26 protein-coding genes are annotated in these 22,519 nt (G+C 46.7%); 6 read left to right on the forward strand and 20 right to left on the reverse strand.

Annotated features, from left to right (window positions below):
* Nucleotides 1-4: 4 nt before the first annotated feature.
* From OXH00_26120 to OXH00_26200, 17 genes are all read right to left on the reverse strand, one after another.
* Nucleotides 5-529 carry a hypothetical protein gene (locus tag OXH00_26120; protein MCY3744508.1) on the reverse strand — a complete coding sequence of 175 codons (525 nt, stop codon included), beginning with the start codon at nt 527-529 and terminating at the stop codon, nt 5-7.
* A 16-nt stretch (nt 530-545) separates the two neighbouring features.
* Entirely contained in the window at nt 546-1,838 is a 1,293-nt protein-coding gene (locus OXH00_26125; protein MCY3744509.1) for a DNA methyltransferase, read from the reverse strand.
* A gap of 188 nt (nt 1,839-2,026) precedes the next feature.
* Nucleotides 2,027-2,467 (reverse strand): hypothetical protein, encoded by a 441-nt coding sequence (locus OXH00_26130; protein MCY3744510.1) that lies wholly within the window; start codon nt 2,465-2,467, stop codon nt 2,027-2,029.
* A gap of 288 nt (nt 2,468-2,755) precedes the next feature.
* Nucleotides 2,756-2,953 carry a hypothetical protein gene (locus tag OXH00_26135; protein ID MCY3744511.1) on the reverse strand — a complete coding sequence of 66 codons (198 nt, stop codon included), beginning with the start codon at nt 2,951-2,953 and terminating at the stop codon, nt 2,756-2,758.
* Between the two features lie 56 nt (nt 2,954-3,009).
* A complete protein-coding gene (locus OXH00_26140) occupies nt 3,010-3,297 on the reverse strand; it encodes a hypothetical protein (protein ID MCY3744512.1) in 288 nt (95 codons plus the stop codon).
* A 27-nt stretch (nt 3,298-3,324) separates the two neighbouring features.
* Entirely contained in the window at nt 3,325-3,585 is a 261-nt protein-coding gene (locus tag OXH00_26145; protein MCY3744513.1) for a hypothetical protein, read from the reverse strand.
* 1 nt (nt 3,586) lies between these two features.
* Entirely contained in the window at nt 3,587-4,207 is a 621-nt protein-coding gene (locus OXH00_26150) for an AAA family ATPase (GenBank protein MCY3744514.1), read from the reverse strand.
* Between the two features lie 307 nt (nt 4,208-4,514).
* The gene (locus OXH00_26155) at nt 4,515-4,856 is read right to left on the reverse strand and encodes a hypothetical protein (protein MCY3744515.1); all 342 of its coding nucleotides are present in this window, start codon (nt 4,854-4,856) and stop codon (nt 4,515-4,517) included.
* Between the two features lie 90 nt (nt 4,857-4,946).
* Entirely contained in the window at nt 4,947-5,522 is a 576-nt protein-coding gene (locus OXH00_26160) for a hypothetical protein (GenBank protein MCY3744516.1), read from the reverse strand.
* A 3-nt stretch (nt 5,523-5,525) separates the two neighbouring features.
* Entirely contained in the window at nt 5,526-5,978 is a 453-nt protein-coding gene (locus tag OXH00_26165) for a peroxide stress protein YaaA (GenBank protein ID MCY3744517.1), read from the reverse strand.
* Between the two features lie 7 nt (nt 5,979-5,985).
* Nucleotides 5,986-6,159 carry a hypothetical protein gene (locus OXH00_26170; GenBank protein ID MCY3744518.1) on the reverse strand — a complete coding sequence of 58 codons (174 nt, stop codon included), beginning with the start codon at nt 6,157-6,159 and terminating at the stop codon, nt 5,986-5,988.
* Entirely contained in the window at nt 6,156-6,416 is a 261-nt protein-coding gene (locus OXH00_26175) for a hypothetical protein (GenBank protein MCY3744519.1), read from the reverse strand. Before OXH00_26175 ends, OXH00_26170 begins: the two co-directional genes overlap by 4 nt.
* A gap of 4 nt (nt 6,417-6,420) precedes the next feature.
* Nucleotides 6,421-6,675 (reverse strand): hypothetical protein, encoded by a 255-nt coding sequence (locus OXH00_26180; protein ID MCY3744520.1) that lies wholly within the window; start codon nt 6,673-6,675, stop codon nt 6,421-6,423.
* Nucleotides 6,676-6,722: 47 nt separating this feature from the next.
* The gene (locus OXH00_26185) at nt 6,723-7,154 is read right to left on the reverse strand and encodes a hypothetical protein (GenBank protein ID MCY3744521.1); all 432 of its coding nucleotides are present in this window, start codon (nt 7,152-7,154) and stop codon (nt 6,723-6,725) included.
* Nucleotides 7,151-7,456, reverse strand: a complete 306-nt coding sequence (locus tag OXH00_26190) for a hypothetical protein (protein ID MCY3744522.1) — start codon at nt 7,454-7,456, stop codon at nt 7,151-7,153. The genes OXH00_26185 and OXH00_26190 overlap by 4 nt, the downstream gene beginning before the upstream one ends.
* A 99-nt stretch (nt 7,457-7,555) precedes the next feature.
* Nucleotides 7,556-7,816: a hypothetical protein gene (locus OXH00_26195; GenBank protein MCY3744523.1), complete on the reverse strand. Its 261-nt coding sequence runs from the start codon at nt 7,814-7,816 to the stop codon at nt 7,556-7,558.
* Nucleotides 7,817-8,042: 226 nt separating this feature from the next.
* A complete protein-coding gene (locus OXH00_26200; GenBank protein MCY3744524.1) occupies nt 8,043-8,999 on the reverse strand; it encodes a hypothetical protein in 957 nt (318 codons plus the stop codon).
* A gap of 800 nt (nt 9,000-9,799) precedes the next feature.
* On the opposite strand from OXH00_26200, the gene OXH00_26205 reads away from it, so the two are divergent.
* From OXH00_26205 to OXH00_26230, 6 genes are all read left to right on the forward strand, one after another.
* Nucleotides 9,800-10,114 carry a hypothetical protein gene (locus OXH00_26205; GenBank protein ID MCY3744525.1) on the forward strand — a complete coding sequence of 105 codons (315 nt, stop codon included), beginning with the start codon at nt 9,800-9,802 and terminating at the stop codon, nt 10,112-10,114.
* Between the two features lie 711 nt (nt 10,115-10,825).
* Complete coding sequence (locus OXH00_26210) at nt 10,826-12,130, forward strand: replication initiation protein (GenBank protein ID MCY3744526.1); 1,305 nt, start codon at nt 10,826-10,828, stop codon at nt 12,128-12,130.
* A gap of 528 nt (nt 12,131-12,658) precedes the next feature.
* Nucleotides 12,659-12,871: a LuxR C-terminal-related transcriptional regulator gene (locus OXH00_26215; protein ID MCY3744527.1), complete on the forward strand. Its 213-nt coding sequence runs from the start codon at nt 12,659-12,661 to the stop codon at nt 12,869-12,871.
* Between the two features lie 175 nt (nt 12,872-13,046).
* Nucleotides 13,047-16,595: a lamin tail domain-containing protein gene (locus OXH00_26220; protein ID MCY3744528.1), complete on the forward strand. Its 3,549-nt coding sequence runs from the start codon at nt 13,047-13,049 to the stop codon at nt 16,593-16,595.
* A 312-nt stretch (nt 16,596-16,907) separates the two neighbouring features.
* Nucleotides 16,908-17,855 (forward strand): SUMF1/EgtB/PvdO family nonheme iron enzyme, encoded by a 948-nt coding sequence (locus OXH00_26225; GenBank protein ID MCY3744529.1) that lies wholly within the window; start codon nt 16,908-16,910, stop codon nt 17,853-17,855.
* 89 nt (nt 17,856-17,944) lie between these two features.
* A complete protein-coding gene (locus OXH00_26230) occupies nt 17,945-18,673 on the forward strand; it encodes a hypothetical protein (GenBank protein MCY3744530.1) in 729 nt (242 codons plus the stop codon).
* 41 nt (nt 18,674-18,714) lie between these two features.
* Here OXH00_26230 and OXH00_26235 read toward each other — a convergent pair whose 3' ends face one another.
* The 3 genes from OXH00_26235 to OXH00_26245 all read right to left on the reverse strand — a co-directional run.
* Nucleotides 18,715-19,788, reverse strand: coding sequence for a hypothetical protein (locus OXH00_26235; GenBank protein MCY3744531.1), 1,074 nt, complete (start codon nt 19,786-19,788; stop codon nt 18,715-18,717).
* A 4-nt stretch (nt 19,789-19,792) separates the two neighbouring features.
* Entirely contained in the window at nt 19,793-21,544 is a 1,752-nt protein-coding gene (locus OXH00_26240) for a hypothetical protein (protein MCY3744532.1), read from the reverse strand.
* A 36-nt stretch (nt 21,545-21,580) separates the two neighbouring features.
* Nucleotides 21,581-22,519, reverse strand: a 939-nt coding sequence (locus OXH00_26245) for a hypothetical protein (protein MCY3744533.1), incomplete at its 5' end; no start/stop codon positions are given.

Here is a 22,519-nt window from a genome sequence, read left to right on the forward strand (position 1 = left end):
TGTGTCAAATGTCTAGAACCTGTTGGGTTCTTGAGGGTAGAATTCCATATTCTCGACCTTTTTCGATTACTATTTCCTCATTTTTGCAGTTTTCTAAGATAAAGTAATTCTCCTTTAAAGGTTCAATCTTGCTGATAGCAATACTCTTCTGACCAAGTTTTTCAATGAGTATTGTTGGAATAAAATAAAGTTCAAAAGCACTATCGTTCTCGTCTATTGGATGAATACCGATGACGACATCTGAAGTCTCGGTAGAATATGTGTAAGTCTTAACGCCCGATTTGTATTCTCTATCAACTCCCCCTCTACCCCCACCTGTAAAAGGAATACTCGTACGTGCCGTTTTCACTTGTGCCCGGATAATATCCTCATGCTCACCGGTATTCCTAAGATCAATGAGCAGGTCGTAGGACGATAAAGGAACATCCATTAATGAAACGTGGTGGTATCTTTTCATCAAAATAGCAGCAGCTATATGCTCGTTGGCAAATCCATCTACTGAAGCTTGTTTCCCTGCCCGACTCTGCATGTATTACCTCTATTCCTTATTTTTTCAAAACGAGAACCCAGTCTGTGTTGATACGCTCTCCCCGCGGAACCTTAATAAAGTGTTTGATAATTTCCGAACCAAAATAAGTTTCGATCCCAAACCCAATATCTTCGGCAATTGACATGAGATATTTCCAATTCTCAAAGACCTGTCCCCTAATACGATTATTACCGACAACAATAACGTATCTACCGGCCTCACGCAAAACCTTGTGGACTTCGATAAGGTTTTTTCGCATGTCGTCTAAATACTTAAAGGCGATGTACGCACGCCTCGGATCCTGCATAAAAATGTTTGCTATCACTCTATCCGCCTCTGGTACACCTATTTTGTGTACAACCTTGTAATGCTGAGCCGAAACACTTTCTGTTCCGACATTCTGTTTTTTTAGAGTAAGTAATGATTCTTGTTCAAAGCCAAGCCAATACATCTCCAATTGGTGGGTTCTCGGATAGTCAACAGCATTGACATAAGGTGGTGACGTTAACGCTAAATCAAAGTGATTCGCGTTATATTTGATGTTCCTTGCCTCCATGTCCTCTGGAAATTCGACAGTTATGTTAGGTGGACAGTTTCGAGAGAATTCTACCATTTTGGGAACTTTGACTTCGAGTGCTTTCACGAATCGCTTCAAAGCATCGTTAGGATTAACTGATTTATTTAATTTCTTGCGGATTACTGTCCGGGTGCAATTGTTATCAGCATTAGAGACGGAACGGATGATAGAGGAAAGACAGACCTTGAAGAAGTCTTTAACTTCTTCGTTATTATCAAGGGACTGAATCTGCTTTCTTAAATAGGTTATCTCTAATAGAATTTCTTTATTGAACCAGTTGTCTCTGTAAGGGAAATCCGGTAGATCTGATTCATTAACCAGTGAAGGTCTATAATGAAGAACAGCCTCCAACAGGGCTTTTTGCGCGGACTTCATTTCTTTTTCCACCAAAGGCGTTACTTTCACTTTTGAAATGAAGCGGGAAAATGGATCGACATCAATTCCTACAGAGTGGCGTTTTGAGAGAAGTGCTTCAACATTTGTAGTGCCGCTCCCAGCAAACGGATCGAGTATCCTGTCGTTTTCTTGAGAATATCGTTTAAGAAGCCAACGCGGCAATTCCGGGAAAAACTTAGCAGGATATTTGTGCAAGCCGTGCGTTAGGATACTCTGATCATAACTGATGAATAAAAACCTATCGCCATCCTTTGTTGACAAATCAACAGGAATGTCGCCATCTACTTGAACAATGCTTTCGCCAAAGTCATTGACAATTTGAGTAATGTTGTTCATCTTTTTTCTATCGTCCTGTATAGAGGATTATCTTCTTATCAGTCACTCCCAGACTGATCGTTTATCTTGGATTTTCCAGTCTCCAGTCCTTTATTCCCTTGCTACAGTGGGGGGAGGCAAGACTTTTGAATTTAGTGTTAATCTTCCTCAGCAGTAATTTCAACTTCTCATGGGTTATCTCTGTCGGATCAAGTTCGCCAAAGTTTTTCAGAGTCTATCTGTAAGTTCTGTTCCCAAGTTTTGGCGTTACCGAAAAGATCAGGGTTCTCTGCCCATGAGGAAGTTAACAGCCATTTAACAATACAAGCAATATCCATGCGTTTTTTCTGGTTCTGTAGATACCAACTTTCCAAACTTTGATGGAGATCGGGGGCTAATTCCCGATTGCTACGATATGCCTGAAGTTCGCGAATGAGCCTTTTACGTCCTTCTCGTTGCTGTCTCTTGAAACGCCAGATAGCAGCGGCATCACCCAAAAGACGCTGCTGGATCCACCGACGCTCTAAATTATAACGAAGATTCCAATAACGTCGCAAATTCTGAACAAGTCTATCTTCAAGGGTTACCTTTTCAGATCTCCACTCACCATCTTCAATGCAGTTGAATTCGTAGAGGAATCCGTTTTTCATTAATCATACTCCTTCCAAAAAATTAGAGTCTATGAATACTTCCGTTTGCACAAGCGAGCCGCCCAAGAAGGCTCTATCGTTGCTCCCCAGTGAAAGTTTCCAGTCAACGTATAAAAACTGATTTTTAACAAGGAACACTTGTCACTCGCCTATCTACCATTCCACAGGTACGGACAGGACTCGGCACTTGGAGTGCGCCGAGGTGGAATCCCTGTCCAGCAAGTTAATGAAAAGTATATTACAAAGTTCAAAAAATTACAATCCTTTTTTTTCAACTATCGCGTGCCACTAAGATTTAAACGCTGGCTCTGCTACGGCGTTCTGGGCATCGGTGTAGAGGACCTGCAACGCCTGCAAATACTCCATCCGCGCCTGTTTGATGCCTTCCGGATCGCCGTTGGCGCGCGCTTTCTTGAGTTTCTCAAAACACATCAACAGGTCGCGATTTGCATTTTCTAAGATTGTCCAATAAGTTTTAGAAATCATAAAAAAAAGTTTGCGAGAATGCTCATAGAACGCTTTCCAAAAGCCTGTCCTGTGTGTTACCCTTTTCCACTTTCGGGGGGAAACGCATCTTTTACCGCCAGTCCAACGTATCCCAAAATTGAAATCATGACGAGCGAAGCATCTTCCTTTAAATCGTCCTGAAACATAAAAAGCATTATTCCAACCAAGATGAACAAACCCAGGAGTGTCAGTGTAGAATCAAATTCCCTATTTGTCCAGCCCTTGGATTCCCGCTGCTCCCGATTCGCAAAAACGAACTTATGGACAAGAAAGCCGCCTGCAAAAATCAAAATATATATGACAATGTTCGTTAAATTTGACACGATTTATCTCCGCATTCTTTTTCGACTTTACGCGATGGGTGGTTTATCGTGCATGCGGAAGACGGCGTTTAGACCTTCCGCTAATATGTCCTGGGTTGTCATACCGGTTTCTGCGCCGAGGACTTTCAGCTGTTGGTAGACATCGGGTGGAAAATAGCCGCCGATGTGTTTCTTTTTCGCTTTCGCGGTAGGCTTCGGCTGAGGCTCAACGACTTGGAGTTCAGGTTTCGGTTGCAGTGCGTTTTCATCTACTTTAAAAGCATCTGCGAGATTCGTTTTCTTCGGCATTCTATACTCCCATTTCCGCTGATATGTACGTGTAAAGGTCTCTGATCTCACGACTCGCTTTTCCGCGCGGTTCGTACTCCTGTGCTGTGAGTCCGGCGTTATAGGAATCGACAAACGCGACACGGTCACCGACATCACACGGTGCGCAGGGCACGTCAAACGGTTTGACGGCTTCACGCGCTTGCTCCGCCCGATCGCCTCTTGGCGGAACAGCGTTAAAGACGATCCGTGCGGGCACGTTGGCGAGACGGATGACATTGATTGTTGAGGTAATCGCCTGTAGATCGATCAATGCCGGCTTACAGGGTATCAACGCCATTTGTGCGGCGTTTGCGGCATCCAGGGCTGCCGTCTCGGTATGCGGTGCGGTATCCAAAATTGCGAGTGTCGCGCCGCCGGCTTTGGCACGGTCTAAAACTTCCGGCAATCGCGATGCGGGTGCGGTTACGACGAAAGGTGTGTCGCCTTGGCGATGGTCGTTCCATTTCGCCGCGGATGCTTGCGGATCAAGATCAATAAGAATGGTCGTATGCCCGGCGCGTTCAGCGGCGACGGCAAGGTGAATCGCGAGGGTTGTTTTGCCGGTGCCACCTTTCCGGGAAAGGACGGCTAAGGTCTTCATAGTATTATCTCCATTCTGCAGGGTTGCAACCTTGCAGGATTTCAAGATTGATGGATTGCAATGTTGCAGGATTTCAAACCTGCATGGAGATAAAACGTTAGCTTTGCGGGTTCGGTTTCAAGACCAGAGCCATTCAATTTTATTTAAGAAATTGTCTTTTTTTCCAGGATCCGGTGCGAAATGCTGCGACAGGCTGCGAAATGCTGCGAATTTTTCAGCGTTTTTTAAAAAACATAATATATATGAAGTATTAACACCTGCGAAAAGGACAACACCAAAAACGGACAGCGGTGGACATCCACAGTTGTTATCGGTTGGGTTTCCATTTGCGCTCCTTTTGGGTTTGGGTGCGTTTGAGTGCCTTCTGGAACCTTTCTTGTCCGAGTGCCTTGATTTTGGCGATGGCGTGCTGGACGGCTTCATCGCGCGATGTTGTCGGCGGTATCTCGATGGAGCTGCCAGTGGTCTGTTCGGAGACAAACCACTGGTCTTCCCGGAAATGACCGGGCAAACGGTGTACGACGATAGATGCCCAGTCTAAGTCTGTCCCGTCGACGCGGTATGCTGGCGAGACTTTCTGCTGGTAATGGTAGAACCCTTCCTTGAGGGAAATTTGGAAGTCGATTTCTTGATAGGTAAACGCTGGCATTCTATAAACTTCTCCGGTGCTTGCAACCTTGATATATTGAATACGTGCAATCCTTCAATCCTGCAACCTTGCAACCTTGCAGGATTTCAATCAGTTTTGTACACAACTCGGTTCCAATCGGTAGCCTGCTACGGATACCGGCTTGCGTTCCGCCATGTCGGAAAAGACGGACATCGCGAACCCGTGCAGATGCTCATGGATCCGGTTATAGATGGCGGGTGTGAGGAGTACCGCGACCACCTTCATATCGCGGACGGCTATTGTCCTGAAATGCGGGATCAGATCATCGGGGTGCCAACTCTCAAAGGGACCACCACGTTGCACCAGTTTCAAGGCGATAGGGTTGGCATGCCGTTCTGGGACATCAAATAACTCGACGGTTTTATAGTCGATTGGCGGATGTTCTTTAGGCACTTTACAAGATTTCTGCCATTGACAGATCGCCGCGGTATGCGCATCTGCCTGTGCTTTCAATCCTCTCGATTTCCATTTTGGACAGGTATCCATGTGTGAGCCGTTCTTCTGGGGAGTGCCTGCCTCGTCGAAAGATACATCGTAAGGGTGTTTCTTGCCGAACATGTACCCCCACAAGATTACCTCTCGGCAGTACTTGCACCGTCCGATATCCTTTTTATGGTATCCGAGCTCGGTCGGCTTAGCACTCATGGTCTACCTCCCATAAATCTGTTCAAGCCACACCTTCATCTGTTGCGTTTTCTGTCCGATGCCACCGGAGGCTTCCATCGTGGAGATCAAGTTTCCCCAATGGAAATCCGCCAGCGTCCGCATGTAGCGTTTGCCCAAGTTAATGAACACCTGGTCATACTGCTGAACCGTTACAATTTCTTTGAGGCGTTCTTGTACAAAGGGTCTGAGTTCGTCGGCGCGTGCAGCTGTCATTTTCTGCTCGTAGTTCAGGATAGGTTCACGCCATTGCAGCAACCCGTACCTCGCTGAAATAATCAGCACATCAAGGTTATCAGGAAAACGTCCCTCACGATAGAGTTTCCGCAGACAACGGTAGGTGGGACCATCATAGCGGTACATCGCATAAAGAGTTTGAGATGGATGCGTTGAGACTTTGCGTTGGGAGCAGCCGATGATGAGCAATGCCTTGGTCATATCAGTTTTATTCCTCTTTATCTGTCTCGGTTTCTATCGAAATGATTTCGTCAACGCCGGCGCATTCTCCGCAGGCGAACGGTTCACCGGATTCAGCGCGCCAGCGGGTCATGGCATCGGCGATCTCGTTGGAGACTTCAAACATCTCGTTGCATGCGGCACATTGTAGCCATGTTGTCATCGGGTTAACCTTTTTACGTCTCTTATCGAGATTTGAACGCTTTCTGTTCCATTACGATTGACAAACCATTTTAAATCAAAATAGGGGCTTCTATCGAGAGCGTGCAACTCTTGATAGCATTCTCTGAGGTTAATCCCGCTTCGGATCGCTATAGCGGTTACCAATTCTTTTTTGTTTACTTCTATGGAGATGCAAGACTTTTGAATAAACGGCAGCTCGGAAATCTCTTTGAGCGTCATATCCCATTCTGAATTCATACGGCTATGCCTCCTCTACCTGCACCCCTGCTTTCTTCAGTGTTTCTATCAACGCGTCTCTATCGTGGGTTGCAGGAACGATACCGAGGACACCTCGCCACCCGATTGGTTTGATCGTGTGCCCGTTTTTGAGGCTCGTCATTTCTACATAATATAAGTAGTCGCCCTCATACCCTTGGATCACATTTGAGATGAGGACCCCTGCCGGATACATTTGTCTCAATTTCTGGTTGCGCAATGCAACAGCTATGCCTCGCATCTTTATCTCCTTTTACGACACATAAGACACAAACTGGAAAGTTTGTGCTACATGTCTCCTTTATGGAGCGGTGTATCCAAAACAACCCATGCCCGCGGGTCACGTTTTGGGAACGGGAACGGATTGTCAAACGCTACAGGATCGCTGATATGGATAAGCGTGGCGTGCTTGGCGGTCAACCATTTATCAGGCGGCCGATGCATCAAAGCAGATAGCGACGAAAAAATCTGTTCACGATATTCCTTATAGAATAGATCGCATATCTGACCGTCCGTCAAGTGCTCATAAGTTTCTACCTTCTCGACTGTGAACATGCCTTTCACGAGTCCGCTGCTCTCCTTGAGATAGACAGTATCACCGGCATGGACTTTGCCGAATGGCGCACAGCGTACTTTCGTGAAACGGCTCTCAATGGTTTTTGATCCGTCGAGGATGAGTTCTATCCAGCCTGGACTTAGAATTGCGAGATGGTATTTCATTTATCAACTTCCTTGGGATCGTCAAGTGTAGCGTTGGTGTCGATTTCGGGTGCGTCCGGGAAAACCAAACGCCTGTAAGCGATGAGCTGCTCAATAAAATCGGTGAGTAGCACAGGCTCACGGAACGTAAAACGCGAAGCGAATTGCGCGCCCGGCACCTTGCAGTAGAGTTGCACCTCGCTCGGTGTATCTCCTTCACCGGTGGCGGCGATACTGATACCGTTTCCGATCGGGAGTGCTTCGGGATTGTCAAAGTGGTGTTTCTCAACGGTACTCTTACCGTTCCCGTTATATTTGCTCATATTTTTAACTTTCCTTGCGGTTTGTTGAGAGCGGGTTGAATAACTAACGTTCCTCTTGTTAACTGATAACTGAAAGCGCAGCGTACTGACAACTGTTAACTATCTCCGCGGGCAGATGAGGATCCGGTCTTGGGATGCGCCGAGCTGTTTGCCGTTGTCCTGTAGTCGGAAACCCTGTTTTTTTACATGCACGCCGGCAGGACTGTTCCATATCCGCAGGAAAACCGCTGTAGGCGACACCCAACACTCGCCGGACGGTGTGATCCCGCCTTCAGAGAAAAGTTTCATATTCCGGTATCCGTTAAAATCGGTATGAAGGTTTTCAGCGTGCATGGTATCCGTTCCTGTAGAAGATTGCACAGGAAACCAACGGTCTCCTATGCTACAAAATATGCGAGTAAAATTCCCATAGTGTCACCCAAAATTCCCATAGTGTCACCCAAAATTCCCATAGTGTCACCCCGTTATTTTTAATAAGTATTTTAACCCTTGTATTTACTGGGTTCGTGAAAAGCGCGAATTTGGCTATATAAGTACTCTTTAAAAAGAAATTAATTAATAAAAGGATCGCGCGACCAACAAGTATTTAAGAGAAAAGCGCGGATTCGACAACACGTTTAGCGTCGATAGCGCGCTCAAAATCCCGAAGTATAGCACTGGGCATCACTTGGTGTTTCTCATATTCAGAGATAGTTTTCCACATCCCGCCGCGTTGTTTCCTTTCGATTTCACCTGTTTCGAGGCCACACCGATACTGCTGATTATCGGAATACCAGTACTCGCCATCTGTTTCAAGGGATCTGCCGCCTGCCCATTCTTGTCGTTTCTGTGTTTGGGACTGAACTGGACGCAGGAACGGTTTTGGGTAGAGTTGGAACACAGCGGCTTTTGACTTCGGTGTGAGCCGTTGCAGCATGCCGGCTTGTGCGAGTTCGGTGATAATCTTTTGAAAGCCGGCGTTCTTCACACGGCACCTTTTTGAGAGCTCCAGGAGCGTCGCCTTTTCTGTTTGTCCTGCTGTATCCTCGTGTGCTTTCCAGTTTGATCGGAGCTTCAACACGATCCAGACGAGTGCGGCTTTCCATGAAATATCGCCATCGAAACACCGTTCAAGCGGACCGCCGGGACCGCGCGGCACAGCGAACTTCAAGGGTTTACCGTCTTGGTCAACAGGTACGTCCTCGGGATCACAGAGATGATGCCGAATCCGATAGCGATAGCCGGATGGATTGTCTTCGTCTATGGTTTCGATCCAACCCTTGTTTTTCAGACTGGTTAATGTCTTCAAGACATAACTTCTTGACATTCCGCTGCCAAACAACTTTGACAGGTAGGGTCCCGACATGCACCACGTTGCCCCTGAATTCCAAGTGCTGCCGTGGTTAAGGCAGAGATACATCATTGCTTCGGCACTTGTCAGCCTACCGTCTCGCAGTTCCCATAAGACAGAGAATTGCCCGCGCGGCACTGGCATCGTGTCCGCCTCGAACTCGTACGGAATTGGATAAAGCCCTCCGAGTGGGAGGAATATCTGTTGGCTCATCAAAAAGCAACTTTCTACTGCCGATGTACAACAATATAAAGATGCAGCGATACAGATGCAAAGCGAGTGCAAAAGCAGCACTGCATCTATTGATAAAAAGTGGTATTGCAGTGACGTTCCGCTTCCACAAGGGAGGGAAACGTTTCAAACCATAGCATCAACACTTCACCAAAAGTGAGGGTTTGGAGAGGACATCCCTTCGATGAAAGGGATTGGTGAGCCTCTCCGCGCCACTGCTATGATTTTACGGACACATAAAGTGACCGGGACAGACCGTCTCCAGCCCATCCAATAATAATTATACCCAACTTCCAAAGGAAAAGTCAAGTAAAATTATCCCATTCTTATTTAACACACACAATAGTAGCGTTGCTATTTTCCATCGTCTGTGCTATTATAAGAGTTGGCAATACCACTGCGCAAGTGGTCTGGTATTGCTGAGGGTCGCGAGGGAAATAGTTTCGCGGCTGGATCCCTCGTGATCCTCCTTAAATATAATACCAAATTTGTAGTCTACAAAGAATATAGACCTGCTATGTTAGTATTATATCAGTTTTCGCATATTAATACCACTTTTTTGTGATGCGTTCGCAGAATATGTTTAAAAAACATAATTCTTGATAAGTATAACAAATAATAAGTAATTTTTACAAGGAAATAGTTTTCAGGGGGAATGGTTATCAGTTATCGGTTATCGGTTATCAGTTAAAAGAGGGTTGGGACAATGCAAAAGGTCTCTTTACTGACGACTGAAAGATTTTTTCGCAGAAAAAATCGTACTGACAACTGACAACTACTTTATGGTCGTCAGTGAAGTTCGGTCGCTTTATCGAGATGAGAACGATCTGTTCCGGACGGTGCTGAAGCGGATCTATGAGGAATGGGATGCCGCGCGGGAACAGTGGAACCTGAAAAAGATTGAATACATCTTCTGTGAGCCGGAACTGCCGCTGCCATCGGATAATCCGGCGGTCTCGGTCGAAACACGACACGGTTGGCTGATACCGCCGGCATGGGAATTTCAGAGCGAGGTATGGGCATACGAGCGGAAGCCTGTGGATGAGGTGACGTACGATCATGACAGCGAGGTGTTAATAGTGACCAGTAACCAGTGACCGTAGAGGCGAGGTCCCCTCGTCCGCACGGGTTGGGAAACCCAACCCCTACGGTAACGGTTTTATTTATTTATTGTTAAACAACAACACTATCGGCTCTTTGTGTCCAGAGAGCCGTTTTCTTTTGCAATTGTTGTTTAAACTTTTTAATATATAATTTTTAAATTGTTTAAGGGTGCCACGAGACCACGCCACACATACATTCTCAGACTTAAAGGTAAAAGGAATTGTGATTAAAGGTAAAAGGAATTGTGATTAAAGGTAAAAGGAATTGTGATTAAAGGTAAAAGGAATTGTGATTAAAGGTAAAAGGAATTGTGATTAAAGGTAAAAGGAATTGTGATTAAAGGTAAAAGCTTTTGTGATTAAAAAACTTAAAGGTAAAAACTTTTGTGATTAAGCAGGACTGGGCTGTGCTATAGGCGAGAATCCATGCGGCAAATCGTAATAGAACTCGATAAAGTCAAAAAGTGGATAATTTAAGGTTAAAGGTAAAAACTTTTGTGATTAAAGGTAAGATTTTATTTGAGAACATTTTACCTTTATGGTAAAATAGGGTAAAAATGCCGATAAAACGGTAGAAAAGTGGCAAAATTACTGAATTTTCGTTTCTTTTATTTCTCAAACGGCGGAAAATCGAAAGTAAATCCCAAAAACGTATACCTTTAATCCCAAAAATGTTCACCTTTTCAATAACTGTGAGGGAAACCTATGCACCTATTACAACGCGACGAATTCATTAAAGCCAGCCCAGCGATCCAGATTCAAGGAAAAATCACGCACTTACAACGCCGTGCTTGGAACGTCTTACTCGCTAACGCTTATGACGAACTCCCGAATAGAGAGATGCATCGCGTCAGTGTTGTCGAACTCTCTGAAAAGTTAGGTTTTAACAGCAGGAATCAAGAGCATCTTAAGGATATGCTCAAAGCACTCACCGAGTGCATCGTTGAATGGAATACTTTGGGTAAAGACCAGAAACAGGTCTGGGGCGTTGCCTCGCTGTTAGCATCCGCAGAGATCGAAAAAGGTATCTGCACGTATGCGTTCGCGCCGCATCTGCGATTGAAGCTCTATAACCCGCGCGTTTACGCCAAACTCAACTTAAGATTGCAGAACCGATTTTCGGATAGACATGCGCTGATCCTCTGGGAGCTCTGTTTCGACTATTTCGATTCCGCTCGCGATCACGGCGAAACGCCGTTCATACCGCTTGAAAAGTTTAGAGAGCTCATGGGTGTGGCGGGTGATGTATATCCAGCCTTCAAAACGTTGAACCAGTGTGTCATCAAACCGGCGGTCAAAGAGATTAACGCCTTGACGAACTTTTTTGTTGAGGTCGAACAGAAACGCGATGGCCGTAAAATCGGTTTCCTGAAATTCAGGATCTCGCGGTTAAGAGAACTCACAACTGTTGATGCCACGCAAGAGCCCCTATTTCCCGATATTGAGGACCTGCCTGCGGTTGCGAACGCGTTAGTCCAAGCCGGTGTGGCGCGCCGAGAGGCAGAGAAAATCGCTAACCAGGAATGGAAAGCCGTAGATGCGGATGTACAATTGGGAGCCTATAAGGATTTTGAGGCATACATCCAAGAGAAGATAGGGCTTGCGAAACAGGCAGCGGGTGTGAAAAATATCGGCGGCTTCATCATCCAAGCCGTCCGGGAAAACTATCAGGATCCGGTCGCGCAAGCCGAGTTTGCGGAACGGAAAGCGAAAGAACAACAGGCGATGCTCGATGCCTTGGAATCTGAGACTTCGGAGAAAAAGAACGCCCTGCTCCGCCAAGCCGTCCGCACCCACCCCGAACTGCTTGTGCAGGCGAGTGCGAAAATCCAGTCGCACATCATCCGTAAACGCCTCGAAGGCTATGCGTCCCTCGAAGAAGCCTATCGAGAAGGCGGGATGGTCACGGCGGAGATCAACGCCATTCTCGCTGAAGAGTTCTGTGTCGATCTGCTTGCCCCTGTCTACGAAGCCTATGCAGCGGAAAAGGCGCGGATCCTTGAGATGTAGGGTTCGTTTCATGTGTCACGGCGAATGCCGCAAACTAAAAATTTGCGCTACTACAGCAATTTGGGTTAATTTAATATCGTAAAATCTATTTTAGGGTAGATATATATTAATTTAATATCGTGAAATCTGTTTTTTTATAGAAAATTTAAAAAAATTTGACTTAATTCTAAATTTTATCGTATAATTTAAATGTGAGGAAGATGTTTATTCTCCTCCACAGAAAACAAAAACACCCGTCAACACGCGCTGGCATTACGTTTCAGGGAGTAGGGAACCTTGAAAAACGGATGCGATCGGCGCGTGTTTCGGGTTAAAGTCCCACCATTTCTTTTTTTTTTCCACTCCTTTCTTATCCGCTATTTTCATTTTTTTTATCTTTTTTTCTTGACAAATTGCAACCAAAATGTTTTAATTCTCGTTAAATCAAAGGAAAAGGGATTTTTAACTTGACAAATCTTTTTTTAGTGCGTATAATTAAATGTAATCGTTGCATTAGAGACGCTAATTTTACCGAACGGGGGATTTCGCATGCCGAAACGAGTCAGTGCGAAGCAACTATTAATAGCTTGCCGGATGTCATTTGATGGCAAAAGCAACCGCGAAATCGCGAACGCGTTGGACTTCAGCGAGACAACTGTATCGAATTGGCGGAAGTCTGAGGTCTGGCAGGAATTCGAGGCGGAACTCATTGATGCCTACAAACAGCAAGTCTTGAACCTCGAAAGTGTAACCCCATCGTAATATAGGCACTTATGCACAATGGCGCGGGGAACATATACCCGCACAAAAAAAGGTTAGTTTATTTTGTAAGAATGGGTTTATTTCCCTGAATCCATTCGACTGTTTGAATGGAAGTTTTGCTGAAAAGCGAGACTTAACACTATTTTTTTCTATTACATTTGGAGGAAAATAACCTATGTCAAATCGATTGACATTTTCCTTAGCAAGTTTAATTCTAATGTTCGCTTTCGTGGCGATGCCCGTAATGGCGCACGATAATGCCGGTGGTGATGATGCAACCACTCCGCGTCCGCATTCGCATCCATTGACAGAAGGCCTTGATGCAGCTACAGATGCTGCTGATGTAACAGCAGGCAGAGCAGGAACAGCAGTTACAACACACGATACTCACCCCACAGTGATGTCCATCGTAGCGACACCTGATGCGGCGGACGCGACCCTTCGAACAAGCGACGGACGGGATGTCATACTCCTTGATTCCACTGCAACTGACCCTACTGCTTTGACGATAGCGGCGGGTGGTGGTACCGGTGTCTTTAACGTGAGAGTCACGTTTAGTGGAACGTTGGCTTCTGATGCTGTGTTAGCATCTAGCGAAGTTACGGTCAGAGCCCGGAAACCTGATGGAACACCTATTACTACTGGAGTTTCCGTCGGTAGTACTGTTACTGGTGATGCTGGGCAAAATGTATTTGATGTGCCAATTGAAGTCACTGCTGATGCTTATTGGGATGCTACTGCTACCCCTGCTGCGTCCAACTTGCCTATAGAGGTATTTATAGATGTAGCCAGAGATGCGGTGGCGACTGGAACAACAAGTAATGCGCATGGCGTAACACTGAATCCTGCATCCAGTGATGCTTATATGTCTGATTCAATGACGAAGTTCACTATCGTGGATGAGCTTGATGCTGAAAACATGCGTCCGACCCTTACTATTAGTGATACCACACCTGAACCTACAGCTGCAGTAACAACCGGCTCGTTTAACATCATGTATACCACTATGGATGCCGATATGGACACAGTTACGGTTGCAGCGGAAGTTACTAGTGTGATTCCGGCAGGTGCGATGGCGCATTATAGTGTTGATACATCTGTAGACGGTACGGTTACAGTGATGCAGGCGATGCCTACTGCCACTATGATGACTGTTCCAGGGGCAGCTGTTACGGTGACCCTAACACCCAGCGATTCTGCAGCTGGAATGCCTGTAACGTTTAACATTCTCTTTGCTGAGGCAACGTATACTGATCCTGGCGAGACTGATATGGGCGACATGCTTGAAGCCGGTGATTACCTCGTTGTTGTCCGAGATGCGTCTATGGTAACATCGGGCTACTTCGGTGCCAACGGCCCCTCGATGGCTGATGTGCACGTATGGGCTGATATGCCGAACCTGGAAAGACTGTTTAGCGTAGGCGGTAAACTGGAACTGACTGTTACAGGTGCGACAACTCGACAGGTCGTTATCAGCGAAGTTATGTGGGCTGTTGATAACCGGTTAATCGGTGACGATGCGTATGACGATGGCCAGTGGATTGAAATCCATAACCGCACATCCGGTGATGGTGCTAAAGACTTTGCTATTTCTGGTATAACGCTTAATGCAGCAGAAGGACGTTTTCCTACACCTACCACGACTGACTGGCTCATGAACACGCCTTCTGGTGATAGATGGACAGTTCCTGGTCAGAGCGGTAACAGCGGTGATGCTGAAGGTGCTGGTAAAGTGGAATTCGTCTCCGTGTGGCGTAACAACTACGGTGAACCCGGTCATCAATCGAATCGCTGGACGGCATCCTCAGAGTTGTATAAACCGAACCATAAAGGCACGCCTGGTATGAAAGAGCGTCCTAACTTCGGTGGTGTTACACCAACGCCCGCGAACCGTGGACCCGTTATCTTTAACGAGATTTCCAACAACGACAATCCAGCCTACGAATGGATTGAACTTCGTAACGTCACTGACGGTGAAGTTAACCTCAAAAACTGGGAAATCACGATTGTAACCTCTAAAGGTGCAAACCAAGCCAACCATAACGCTGTTGAGTTCATTCAGTTCCCGAATGCTGACCGGAAGATGGCAGCTGGCAGTCTCCTGCTTGTCGTGGCGACAGATCCGAGAAGCGATGACGATCATCCGTTACAGACAGGTTGGGATATTACGAAGGGCGCAGGTGATCAGATCAACGGTGTCAACCAGGAAACATCCCCACGTTATATCGTTCTTCCGTTCAAGACCGCCAAAGGGAAAGGTACTACCACCGATCTAAACGAAAGCGGTATGCCGGATGATGGCGAATTCGTGTTGATCCTGCGAAATCGCGGTGATCGGACCAGTTCCAACAACGATAACAACGTCCGTGATGTCGCAGGTTATGTGCCAGGTAGAGCTTTGGCTACTAATGATGACGCTACAGGTCTATGGCCCCTAGCCAATTTCCCGCAACCGAATTGGGATAACAATAAGTTAGCAGCGGGAATAGTTCAAAAGCGTGCGTTTGCTGATATTGATGGTACGAAGTCGAAAGACAAGAACCAGAACGACAAAACAGCTTTCCGTGATGATAATAACCGTTGGACGGGTATCGGTTATAGAAGGAATGCCGCTGCAAATAATCAGAACGGCGGAACACCTGGGTATCCGAATGGTGCCCTGCAAAGTAATGAGACCGAGGCAGGCGCGGAACCTGTGATTATCAGCGAAGTTATGTACGCCACGGGTAGCCGTGCGAACATACCGCAGTGGATTGAACTCTACAACACGTCAAAAACAGTCGGTGTTAATTTAGACGGTTGGCGCGTTACTATCATCAACCATGACCAAGATGTCGGTGGTGAGACATTCGCCGGTGATCTGAATAAGGATTACGCTATTAATGGTAAGATCCCACCGGGTCAGACGTTCCTGCTTGTCGCCTATCCGGGTCGTGATGATACGAAACTCCCAGACGAACGTATCGAAACGCTCCGTGGCAACCGCGGTGAATTGATCCTGAGTCAGTATGGCTTTGAGATCACCCTGCTAACGAAGGGCAAGGACAATAAGGACGCGAATCGTAAACTGGCTGATAGAGTCGGTAACCTCGCTGCTGTCGCAGAAGGTGCGGGTCGTGTCCGTAGAAATCCACAATCCTACGAAGATCCTGCTTGGATGTTGCCAATGGGTACGAATGACGATGGTGATCGTATCTCTATTGTCCGTGCTTCTATAATGGGCGATCCTATCAATGGGCAGCTGTCAGGTGCCTGGAATAGGTTTGATATGAGCGGGCAGTTCGTTTCAACGCTTGACGCGACCTCCTATGGTCACGGAACTGATCTCAGTTCCCCAGGTCATACCGTTGGTGGTGTGCTCCCCGTATCGCTTTCTAAGTTCCGTCCGGAACGGATGAAAGACACTGGCGCAGTCGTTATCCGTTGGGTCACCGAATCTGAATTGAACAACGCTGGATTCAACATCCTGCGGAGTGAAACGCGAGACGGTGAGTTCACGAAGCTTAACACGAAATTGATCGCAGGTCAAGGCACGACGAGTGAGCGTACGACTTACGAGTATGCCGATACATCTGCGAAACCCAATGTCGTCTACTACTACCAGATCCAAGATGTTTCCCTTGACGGTCAGGTTCAGACCTTGCGTCAGAGCCGTCTGAAAGGGAACGTCACAGCGGCTGGTAAACTCACAACGACATGGGGTGAACTAAAAGCGTTGCAGTAATAGCAACAACTCGGTTATTCAGGGAGAAGTCTATAACCGAACTAACCTAACGCAAAAGCGGTGGATTCCCTGTCCACCGCTTTTCATATTTAATAGTAGTCAGTACGGTTTTCTGCGAAAACCTTTCAGTTGTTAGTTGTCAGTTAAGAGAGAATAGAAGTCGGTGTGGTTTGTGATTGATGCCACGCCTTTTTTGTTTTATAACTGGTTTGTGCTTTTTTGCTTTTTGTGATACACTCTTAAGAACTTGCTGGGCAGGGATTCCATCTCGGCGCGCTCCAGCAGTGGTTAGCATTCAGATAAGGAAAAAAAATGAATAGACTTCAACGCCCTTTCTACTGCCTACTCATCCTAATACTCAGCGTCCTGGCATGCGACGAAGCAGACCTAACGCAAACACTCAACGATATAACAAGCGATGACTATGCTGGCATGGTGCTAATCCCGGCTGGCGAGGTGACAATCGGAAACCCGAACGCACTCTCCACCCGTCCGGCACCTGTTCGCAGCGTTCACACCGATGCCTACTGGATAGACACACACGAGGTATCTTATGCAGAATTCAAGGCATTTATGGAGGACACCAGCTACAGTCCGGCTTCCTTACAGGACCATGAACGCGCAGCACAGGGCTTATCCATCGACACGCTCCCGGCGGTTGTTACATGGAAAGACGCAAGTGCCTATGCCGACTGGATCGGTAAAAGGCTGCCAACGGAAATAGAGTGGGAAAAAGCGGCGCGCGGCGGACTTGAAAATAAACGGTTTTCGTGGGGCGATGCTACGCCAACCCTTGCCGAGCAGCAAGAAATCATTATCTCGTATCTTGGCAGCGGGCAATTTACACAGATGGCAGCAGAGGGGGCTTTCGTATTTCACCCATTCACCGGGCGAGATGTCGGCGGCAGTGATGGCGACTCCACAGGCAGTGCTTTTACTTTTATGCCTGTCGGCTCCTATGCCCCGAATGGTTATGGACTTTACGATGTGATCGGAAACGCAGCCGAATTCTGTCAGGAGAGGTGGGAGGGTAACTACTACAAGGATCCCTATTCTTTTACTCCGCCAGAGGCAACACCCCCAGTATACGTTGTCCGAGGCGGCGGTAGCCTACACAGTTTAGACGCAATCAATTCTTGGGAACATCAGTTTGATACATTACCGGCTGAGCTACAATACCGATATGCGCGCCGCACCATCCACATCGGTGAACGTGCGGGATCCAGTTGGGCAGGTTTTCGTCTCGTTCGCGATCCCTAACGCACCGTTAAATAGTTGTCAGTACGGTTTTCTGCGAAAAAATCTTTCAGAAGATACACTTTGAGACAACCTGAGAACGGAGTTACAACATGAGCAATTCACATAAAGACGATTTTGAGAGAATGATGCGACTTGCTGAATTTGGTGCAAGTCGACATAATGAAAGGCGGCAAGTCGAGTTTCGGGTCTTTATTTCTTATACAACGTTGCTGGCATTCGCTGTTTATCAAGTGTATAAAAACAACTCTTTTGACTTGTTAAACAACAATTCTCCGTGGATAATAGGGATATTAAGTTTGGTACACATTCTTTATATTCTTTGGGAGATTAGATTATCAATGGCAATGGACTGTGATACTTCGCGAAGAGATTTTTATACTGCAAAAGCGCAGTGTCTTCTTGAACACTTATTAAAGCAGCCTGATGAAACTTTTTATCCATGTCGGGATGTTCCTGTTACAATGAAACACAGTAAAGTAAAATCTTGTTGCCCTAAAAAGGATAAAGTGTATGAGTCAGAACTATTTGAAATGCATGAACCTTCCTTTGAGATACCAAGTCCCACGTGGAAAGTATTAGCGGGTTGGAAACAAATTATTGATGATTGGTCTCGTGCTTTTCAAGTTTTTGTTCCAACAGTGATGATCTCTTTAGTTTTCCTGAAAGAAGTGGATAAAGATACAGATGGGCTAAAAATTGTATTTGCGTTGAGTCCGATCATAATTGTGTTCCTTTTAGCTATTATATCCAAATTGTTGGATTACAGTATTAAAAAAGATGGGCTAAATGATATTCTTGACTTAAACGAGACAACCTAACCTTTTTTCAGCACAGGCTAACAGCCTATGCTACAAGGGTGTTAGCTGCCGATAGGACCGCGAACGGCGTTTTCTCTGAGGGTGAGGTTGAGGATACCGGTATTTTGGGGATCCGGGAACCTTATCAAGAAATACTGTCCTTCTTCGCCGTGCCATTGGCCATCGGTATCAAAACCGTTCTGGTTCGGTGTCGGATCGCCCGCAGGCGGTGTTGCGAGTAGCGTCCAGTCGGTGCCAGTCAGATCGGCAGGCATGGCGGCATGTATATCCGGTGGCGAAGTGCCAGTCCATTTATAGGGGAGTGCTGTCCCGAGTCGCACGCCCTCCTCGATAAAAATCTCTGTCAGCGTATTATTGACGTGCCACCCTGTGACCAATACATTGAATGCAACGAGCACATCAACAGGGGTGCCGAGGTCATAATTCGCGGGTATCTCGTAATCGACGATGCGTGGGACGATGGTCCCGTAACTCACCGTTTTCGGTGTGGCAACCACCACGTTATCCCAAACGCCACTACTCGCTTTCAGAGCGTATCCATCCGCCGACACCACAAACCGCCCCTGCTTTTCCTCCGCAATGTGAACGACCAACGCATACGCCGCATCCTCGCCAACGAGATAGTACGCCGCTATCCCCAAAATCCCATCGCCGGCGTTGCTACTCGGATCGCTAAACTGAAAAATTGTCTTACTCGGCGCGATCACATTCTCACCGAAAGTGACAGGGAGCACGACCACGCCACTGTCTCGATAGTCCACTGTGCCGAAGGCGACAGAGATCGTTGTGATGTTATCGTAAGCCACCGTCACCGGCGTTGAAACCACTGCTTCCGGTGTACTGCTGCCCTCACGCGTCACCATCCCCGTGATCGCGACTTGCAGCGAGCCCTTCACATCTTCGGGCAGTTGGAACATCACGTTATGCGTCGCCGAATTCATATCGTCATCCGGCAGCACTTCAAACATCACACCTGTGATACCGTTGCCCGACACAGGTGTGACCGTAAGCGTGGCAGCCGTTAAATCTGTAACGCTAACCTCCAGCGTTATATTGACTGTGAAATTTCCGGGTTGTGTGCCTGAAGGGGCGGTTATAGTTGCATTGATTGCCATAATATTATGTTAATGCGTCTAAAAATACCGGATTGTCCAAACCAGATGGTAGAAACAGATGAAAATCCCAAATGTAACGAGTTGCGTGAACTTCAGGGTTTATTCTAAAAATTGTAAGATAAGTGGAATCTCTGCTATATATATTATTACCTATCACCTTAAATCCAGTGCCAATAGTAATCTGAGTCTGTGCACTCTGGTTGTAAAAAGGAATCTCTCTATTTTGACTAAATTTTTCACGATCAAAAGCCCGTAATCTATAAGTATTATGGACACGGTTTATAATACGTCCCCATATTTCTTCTGCCGTTACCGATAGTCCTTCAGCACTAATACTTACAGTATTCGATCCAGTTCTCCTTGTTAATTCTGTGCCATTGGCAGACGGTATAGGAATCACTGACATTCCTCGCCACTGCGTATGTCCCTGACTGAAATAGATATACAATTCATTATTATACTCCCCCATTCCTTCAGCGATAAGATTAGCACCGGCTGCGCTTGGAAAAGTATTTTTTCTATCTTGCGTAAGCCGAGATCCGTCGGCAGCACTTTCTATCGTATCCGCTTCAAAAGTATAAAGTGCTTTTTCATCAGCTGAACCACCCAAGTTCAGTATAAAAACATCACCATTACGATTAACAGCAAGTCCGCCGAAATCCGGTCTCATTAAAGTAGTTGGCAGCAGCAACCTTTTTATACGAGGCGCTATAGTTCCGTTAGGAGCCCCCGTGTGAAAAATATACAGCTCGTTATTGGTTCTATCTGATGATTTATACTCAATGGAATAAACAGTTCGTCCTCCATAAACCAGCACAGAAACAGGCGTATCAGAGATCCAAGGGCTTGCTACACGAAAAAAGGCCCTATACACCTGACCTTCTTCAAGGTTTGGGATAATTATCGTTATCATATTGTTCGCGATTGTGATAACCGCATCTGTCCATTCGGTCAATTCCCCGCTATCAACATTTTCGATCTGATACTGATAAGCGTTTGCACCGGATACCACGGGGAACTTTATGGTCGCGCTTAAGTGTCCGGGTTCAACAGTAGTATTCCGCAGGTCGATATTCCCGCGCCCTGTACCAAATCGATTCCAATTATCATCACCATCAAACTGCCATTCATATTCGATGGCGTGCTGTACGTCCGGGAGAGTAACTTCCGCAAAATTCCCGAACAGTCCGCTCACAACCGGTGTCCCTAATGCGGGCGGCGCGCCTGCTTCAATCGTATACGGTTGATTTTTCATCACATCACCTCCTATATGCGGTGCTACCAGTTCGATAACCCCTTGCGATACCGTGAAATTAGCATCCGCACTAATCTCTCCATCTACTAATGCACCTTCCGAGTTCGTTTCCAATCCTAAGCCGAGCAATAAAGTATTGGCAGTGACTTCGTTCGGCGGATTCGCAATCGGAATTGGAAGATTAATAGGCACACCCCGATACAGATGAATATCCGGCAACGTACCAAAAATCGGTGCGGCGGGTATAACATTGAACGCTATATCCCTTTCAAGTATAGTATTGTCCGAATAAGTTGCTTCTATGTGCCAGTTTAATCCATTTAACAACTCTCTCGGAGTCCCATAGATTTTTACCTCGTTATCGGATGACCGCCAATCATATCCGAAGTATTTCATATCCCCAGTAACCTCCACAGTTGTCGGGTTACCGGTAATTGAGACCGGCAGGCGGTAATCTGTATCAATAATTATGTTTTGCTCGGATACCATCGCAATCGACATAATTCATCCTATCGTTAAGAGTTACAAAAATTACAACTAACTATCACCTTCCAGTGCCGTTATTCTTGTCCCGAAATCCGCAAGAACCGCATGCACCGTTATAGCAGGCACGCCATAATAAACCCTATTCGAGTTCATCACAAGATTACCCGAATAATCTTGAAATGGCGTATTCGCAATAACTAAATCCCTAAATGAATTATCGTTAAGAACCAAAATGCCTGGTGGTGTCGATGTTAAAATTGGCTCAGGCTGGCTATAAGCCGCCGGTGATGGTGAAAGTTGCGGCTCAGGCTGGCTATAAGCCGCCGGTGATGGTGAAAGTTGCGGGTCCGGTTGCGTGTACTGCCCTGGAGACGGTGATAACTGTGGGCTTGGCTGTGTGTACTGTGGTGGCGAGGCAGACAACACCGGATTCGGTTGCGTATACTGTCCTGGAGATGCGGACAGCATTTCAGGCTGACTATAAGTTCCCGGTGAATCCGACAAAACAGGGTCCGGCTGTGTGTACTGCCCTGGAGACGGCGATAACTGTGGACTCGGCTGTGTGTACTGTGGTGGCGAGGCAGACAACACCGGGTTTGGCTGTGTGTACTGTCCGGGTGAAGCGGATAAAACTTCAGGCTGACTATAAGTTCCCGGAGAATCCGACAAAACAGGGTCAGGCTGTGTATACTGCGGTGGAGACGGTGATAGCTGTGGGCTTGGCTGTGTGTACTGTCCGGGTGAAGCGGATAAAACTTCAGGCTGACTATAAGTTCCCGGAGAATCCGACAAAACAGGGTCAGGCTGTGTATACTGCGGTGGAGACGGTGATAGCTGTGGGCTTGGCTGTGTGTACTGTCCGGGTGAAGCGGATAAAACTTCAGGCTGACTATAAGTTCCCGGAGAATCCGACAAAACAGGGTCAGGCTGTGTATACTGCGGTGGAGACGGTGATAGCTGTGGGCTTGGCTGTGTGTACTGTCCGGGTGA

The sequence above is a fragment of the Candidatus Poribacteria bacterium genome, from assembly GCA_026706025.1.
GTDB lineage: Bacteria > Poribacteria > WGA-4E > WGA-4E > WGA-3G > WGA-3G.